This is a genomic window from Thioalkalivibrio denitrificans (assembly GCF_002000365.1).
Lineage (GTDB): Bacteria > Pseudomonadota > Gammaproteobacteria > Ectothiorhodospirales > Ectothiorhodospiraceae > Thioalkalivibrio_A > Thioalkalivibrio_A denitrificans.
The window spans coordinates 1-5,930 of sequence record NZ_MVBK01000106.1 but is presented as its reverse complement, the minus strand read 5'-3'; the positions used below and the strand labels follow the sequence as shown (position 1 = coordinate 5,930).

The window sequence follows — 5,930 nt, the reverse complement described above, 5'->3', positions numbered from 1 at the left end:
TTCTGAGGGTTGTGCCCCGGTTGGCCGGGGCGACTCATGCTCACGTAGGTCGGGCTGAAGCCCGACCTACGAACGCCGTTTTCCGGACTTGGTGGCCAGGCGCTCCAGGGCGCCGGCAAGTCCCGGATCGTTCACTGTACGCGCCGTGCGGCGCAAGGTGTCGACGGCCGCATCGGGCACCCGGGGGCGTCGCACCGGACGCTTGCCTGCCGACGCGGCGGGATCCGGCCCGGCCGGGGCCGATACGTGCACCTTCACCCGCCTGATGTCCAGGCCGTGATGGGCGTTCATGTGCTTGATGATCTCGCGCTGCAGGTAGCGCAGTTGCGTGGCCCAGGCGCCGCCTTCGGCGCTGAGCGTCAGCTGGTCGGCCGCGATCGCGGCCACCCGGCATCGGGGCGCCAGGGCGGGGGGCAGGAGGCTGCGCAGGCTTTCCGTGAGGCCGCCCATGAGCCGGGCCCGGGCGAGCAGCTTGTCATCGATCAACTGACGAACGCGTCGCATCTGATTGATTGACGGCATGTTATACAGGGTTTCAGGGTTCTCAACGCGGTCCGCAACCGGCTATCATCGGGCCGACCGACATCATAGCACCGGGTTCAGATGAACATCATCCTGCTGAGTCGCAACGGCGCGCGCCGCCACAACCTGCAGCTGCAAGGCTGGCATCAGTGGCTTGTGGTGGGCACCGGCGTTGCGTGCCTGCTGGGCGTGATGGCGTTCGCCGGCTTTGCCGCCGGGGTTCGCTACGCAGACCCGGCCCTGTTCATTTCCACCTGGGAGGACGAGCTCCGCAACCAGCGCGAAGGACTTCATTCGGCGAAGGACCAGGCCCAGGCGAACATCGATGCGCTGACCATCCGGCTGGCCGACATCCAGGCCCGGGCGACCCGGCTGGATGCCCTTGGCGAACGCCTGGTGCAGATCGCCGGTCTCGACGACGGGGAGTTCGATTTTGCAGCCGCCCCCGGCCTCGGCGGTCCCGAAGCCGAGATCGGTATCGGCAATGCTCCGGATCTCCTCGCGCAACTGAACTCGCTGGACGCGATCCTCGAAGAGCGTGAATCGCAGCTGCGTCTGCTCGATCGCCTGATGATCACGCGGCAGCTGCAGGAGGAGGTCACCCCCGAAGGCCGGCCCGTGAACCAGGGCTGGCTCTCCTCGAGTTACGGCCAGCGCAACGACCCCTTCACGGGTCGGCGTGTCTTTCACCGCGGCGTGGATTTCGCCGGGCGACCGGGCAGTGACGTGATCGCCGTGGCCGGGGGCATCGTGACCTTCGCCGGCAAGCGCAACGTGTTCGGCAACCTGGTGGAGATCGATCACGGCAACGGCTACGTGACCCGATACGCCCATAACAAGTCGCTCAAGGTCCAGGAAGGCGATACGGTGCGCAAGGGTCAGGTCATTGCCCTGATGGGCCAGACCGGACGCGCCACCGGGCCGCATGTCCACTTCGAGGTGCTGGAGGACGGCCGGCACATCAACCCTTCCCGTTTCATCCGCGCTTCCCGCTGAAGCGTGAGACCTCTTCCGGGGCGGCTGTCCGCCGCCGCGCGCTGACCGGCTCCCTTCGTTGAGGTATGATGGGCGACTTGCGTGATGTCCGCCCCTGTTTACCCGGAAGCCACTTTACGAACCCATGGTCACCAGTCTCGTCAGAAAAATTTTCGGTAGCCGCAACGAGCGGCTGATCAAGCGCTTCGGCAAAACGGTCAGACGCATCAACGAGCTGGAACCGGAGCTGTCCGGGCTGGACGACGAAAGTCTGCGCGCGCGCACGGATGCCCTGCGTGAGCAGGTGGCGGGCGGGACCGGACTCGACGACGTGTTGCCCGAGGCGTTTGCCGTGGTGCGCGAGGCCGGTCGGCGCTTCATGGGCATGCGCCATTTCGATGTGCAGATGGTTGGCGGCATGGTGCTGCACAGCGGACGCATCGCCGAGATGCGCACCGGTGAGGGCAAGACCCTGGTGGCGACGCTGGCGGCCTACCTCAACGCGTTGCCCGGCGAAGGCGTGCACGTGGTCACCGTGAACGACTATCTGGCCAGGCGCGATGCCGTATGGATGGGGCGCATCTATCATGCGCTGGGGCTGAGCGTCGGCGTGATCAACTCCGCTGGCGGCGCCGGTCCCGACGCGGCGTCCTACCTGTACGATCCCCAGTTCAAGGGCGAGGGTGGTTTCGCGCAGTTGCGTCCGGTGACCCGCAGGGAGGCCTACGCAGCGGACATCACCTACGGCACCAACAACGAGTTCGGTTTCGACTACCTGCGCGACAACATGGCCTTCCGCTTCGAGGACCGGGTCCAGCGGGAGCTGGCCTATGCCATCGTCGACGAGGTGGACTCGATCCTGATCGACGAGGCGCGCACGCCGCTGATCATCTCCGGTCCCGCCGGCGACAACGCCGAGCTGTACCAGAACATGAACAAGGTCGTGCCCCAGCTGGAGCCGCAGGAGGAGGAAGAGGGCCCCGGCGATTACAGCGTCGACGAGAAACTCAAGCAGGTCTTTCTCACCGAGGATGGACAGGAGAAGGCGGAACGGCTCCTGCGCGAGGCCGGACTGCTTCAGGAGGATCAAGGCCTTTACGACGCCGGCAGCATCGCCCTGCTGCACCACCTGAACGCCGCTTTGCGCGCGCACGTCCTGTTCCAGAAGGATGTGGATTACCTGGTTCGGGACAACCAGGTGCTGATCATCGACGAATTCACCGGGCGCATCATGGCGGGTCGCCGCTGGTCCGAGGGGCTGCACCAGGCCATCGAGGCCAAGGAAGGGGTGCCCATCCAGAGCGAGAACCAGACCCTCGCCTCCATCACCTTCCAGAACTACTTCCGGCTCTACGACAAGCTCGCCGGCATGACGGGTACGGCGGACACGGAGGCCTTCGAGTTCCAGCAGATCTATGGTCTCGAGGTGGTGGTGATCCCCACCAACAAGCCCATGGTCCGCGACGATATGCAGGATCTGGTCTATCTCACCCAGAAGGAAAAGTTCGACGCCATCATCAAGGAGATCCGCTATTGCCGTGAGCGCCACCAGCCGGTGCTGGTGGGTACCGCGTCCGTGGAGACCTCGGAATACCTCTCCGGCCTGCTGAAGAAGGAGAAGATCCCCCACGAGGTGCTCAACGCCAAGCAGCATGAGCGTGAGGCCCACGTGGTGGCCCAGGCGGGCCGCCCGGGCGCGGTGACGCTGGCCACCAACATGGCGGGCCGGGGCACCGACATCGTGCTCGGGGGCAGCCTGGAAGCGGAGCTCGAGACCCTCGGGCCGGACGCGAAGCCCGAGGACGTCGAACGGGTGAAGAAAGAATGGCAGAAGCGCCACGACGACGTCATCGCCGTCGGCGGTCTGCACATCGTCGGGTCCGAGCGCCACGAGTCCCGCCGCATCGACAACCAGCTTCGCGGTCGTGCGGGTCGCCAGGGCGACCCGGGCTCCAGCCGCTTCTTCCTCTCCCTGGAAGACAACCTGATGCGCATCTTCGCATCGGACCGGGTCAAGACGCTGATGCAGCGCCTCGGCATGCAGGAGGGCGAGGCCATCGAGAATGCCTGGGTGACCAAGGCGATCGAGAACGCGCAGCGCAAGGTGGAGGCCCACAACTTCGACATCCGCAAGAACCTGCTGGAATACGACGACGTCGCCAATGACCAGCGCAAGGTGGTCTACGAGCAGCGCCGCGAACTGCTGGAATCCGACGACATCTCCGATGCCATCGAGGCGGTCCGCCACGACGTGGTGGACGGAATGATCTCCCAGTACATCCCCGAAGGCAGCATCGAGGAGCAGTGGGACGTGCCCGGTCTCACGCACGCCCTGGAACAGGAGTTCGGTGCCCGCATGGACATTGCCGGGTGGCTGGAGCGTGAGGACGACCTGCACGAGGAACCCCTGCGCGAGCGGATCCAGGAACGCCTGAATGAATCCTACCGGGAGAAGGAGCAGAAGGTGGGAGCGGAGACCATGCGGCGCGTCGAGAAGGACGTGATGCTCCAGGTGCTGGACAACCACTGGAAGGAACACCTGGCCGCCATGGATTACCTGCGCCAGGGGATCGGCCTGCGCGGCTATGCCCAGCGCAACCCGAAACAGGAGTACAAGCGCGAGGCCTTCGAAATGTTCGAGGCCCTGCTGCAACGGATCAAGCACGACGTCACGGCGCTCCTGCTCCGCATACAGGTCCGTTCCCCCGAAGATGCCGAGACCCTGGAGCGCCAGCAGCAGGCAGGTGTGGGCGGCATGCGTTTCCAGCATTCCCAGCCGGAGAGCGTGCTGCACGCAGGCGCGTCCGCCGGCGCGCAACAGCAGGGGACTGGTGAGCAAGCCCAGCCCTTCCGCCGCGAAGGCCCCAAACTGGGGCGCAACGAACCCTGCTGGTGCGGCTCAGGGAAGAAGTACAAGCAGTGTCATGGAAAGCTGTGAAATGCAGGTACAAGATACAAGGTACAAGGGTAAAGGGACGAGCGATAACGCCGAGACCTTCTAGCCCGCCCCCCTTGTACCTTGTACCTTGTACCTTGTACCTGCACCTATGCCTATCAATTTGACTGAACCCACCGAACTCTTGCCTGTGCCAGGCGTGCGCCTGGGCGTGGCGGCTGCGGGTATCCGGTACCGGGACCGTGCTGACCTGGTGCTCATGGAAGTGGCGGTCAGATCGAATGTTGCGGCGGTCTTTACGCAGAATGCCTTTTGCGCGGCGCCGGTCATCGTGGCGCGGGAGCACCTGGCGGCCGGTGGCGTCCGTTACCTGCTGATCAATTCAGGCAATGCCAATGCCGGTACCGGTGATCGCGGGCTCAAGGACGCCCGGGCCAGTTGTGCGCATGTGGCGGAAATCCTGGGCGGGCAGGCCGAACAGGTGCTGCCCTTCTCCACTGGCGTGATCGGGGAGCATCTGCCGGTGCCCCGCGTCCGCGAGGCGATGCCGGGACTCGCGGCGGGGCTGGCGGCGGACAACTGGATGGATGCCATGCGCGCCATCATGACGACCGATACCGTGGGCAAGGGCATCAGCCGCCGCGTAACGCTTTCCGGCGGCACGGTCACCCTCACGGGTATCGCCAAGGGCTCCGGCATGATCCGCCCGGACATGGCCACGATGCTGGCCTTTCTGGCTACGGACGCGGTGGTCCCTGCGGGTGATCTGCAGGAGATGCTGAACGCCGCGGTCGAGGAAAGCTTCAACTGCATCACCGTGGACGGTGACACCTCCACCAACGACGCCTGTGTGCTCGCGGCGACGGGGGCGAGCGGTGTGCGTGTGGCAGAGGATGACGACCGTCGACGCTTTGCCGCCGCGCTGCAGGCGGTGTGCGATTTCCTGGCCCAGGCCATCGTGCGCGACGGGGAGGGAGCCACCAAGTTCATCACACTGCACGTAACGGGTGGCCAGACTCCGGATGAGGCCCGTCGGGTGGCCGATGCCGTGGCGCATTCGCCGCTGGTCAAGACGGCCCTGTTTGCCTCCGATCCCAACTGGGGGCGCATCCTGGCAGCAGTGGGCCGCGCGGGTGTCGCCGGGCTCGACGTTTCACGGGTGCGCATCGAGATTGGGGACGTGCTGATTGTCGAGGGCGGCGGCCGTGCCGCCGCCTACACTGAAGAGGCGGGGAGGCAGGTGATGGACCAGGCGGAGATCCCTATCTACATCCACCTGGGCCGGGGCCGGAGCGAGGCCCGGGTCTACACCTGTGACTTGTCCTACGATTATGTGCGTATCAACGCGGAATACCGATCATAAGGACAGGTGAAAGGTACAAGGGGAAAGGTGCAAGTGGTCGATGATCCCTGGGAGCCTGTTCGGGTAATCGTGTCTCTACCGCGGCGGTGAGCTAGCCCGCATATTTCACCGGGATCGCGGGAGCAGGCGAAGGATTCGGGTGCGTAGGCGCTGCTCTGGAGCGAAACCCATAGC

4 protein-coding genes are annotated in these 5,930 nt (G+C 65.3%); 3 read left to right on the top strand and 1 reads right to left on the bottom strand.

Going from position 1 to position 5,930, the window contains the following annotated elements; genetic code table 11:
* Positions 1 to 66: 66 nt before the first annotated feature.
* A complete protein-coding gene (locus tag B1C78_RS15300) occupies positions 67 to 522 on the bottom strand; it encodes a DciA family protein (protein ID WP_245795458.1) in 456 nt (151 codons plus the stop codon).
* An 81-nt stretch (positions 523 to 603) separates the two neighbouring features.
* Here B1C78_RS15300 and B1C78_RS15295 point away from each other — a divergent pair, with 81 nt between their 5' ends.
* The 3 genes from B1C78_RS15295 to argJ all read left to right on the top strand — a co-directional run bounded on the left by B1C78_RS15295 (position 604) and on the right by argJ (position 5,756).
* The gene (locus B1C78_RS15295; protein ID WP_077280036.1) at positions 604 to 1,518 is read left to right on the top strand and encodes a M23 family metallopeptidase; all 915 of its coding nucleotides are present in this window, start codon (positions 604 to 606) and stop codon (positions 1,516 to 1,518) included.
* A 124-nt stretch (positions 1,519 to 1,642) separates the two neighbouring features.
* Positions 1,643 to 4,435, top strand: a complete 2,793-nt coding sequence (gene secA, locus B1C78_RS15290) for a preprotein translocase subunit SecA (protein ID WP_077280035.1) — start codon at positions 1,643 to 1,645, stop codon at positions 4,433 to 4,435.
* Positions 4,436 to 4,544: 109 nt separating this feature from the next.
* Positions 4,545 to 5,756, top strand: coding sequence for a bifunctional glutamate N-acetyltransferase/amino-acid acetyltransferase ArgJ (gene argJ, locus B1C78_RS15285; RefSeq protein ID WP_077280034.1), 1,212 nt, complete (start codon positions 4,545 to 4,547; stop codon positions 5,754 to 5,756).
* The last annotated feature ends 174 nt before the right edge of the window (positions 5,757 to 5,930 follow it).

Coding starts and splice junctions, on each gene's coding strand:
- argJ (WP_077280034.1), top strand. CDS start 4,545: ATGCCTATCAATTTGACTGAACCCACCGAACTCTTGCCTGTGCCAGGC.
- B1C78_RS15295 (WP_077280036.1), top strand. CDS start 604: ATGAACATCATCCTGCTGAGTCGCAACGGCGCGCGCCGCCACAACCTG.
- secA (WP_077280035.1), top strand. CDS start 1,643: ATGGTCACCAGTCTCGTCAGAAAAATTTTCGGTAGCCGCAACGAGCGG.
- B1C78_RS15300 (WP_245795458.1), bottom strand. CDS start 522: ATGCCGTCAATCAATCAGATGCGACGCGTTCGTCAGTTGATCGATGAC.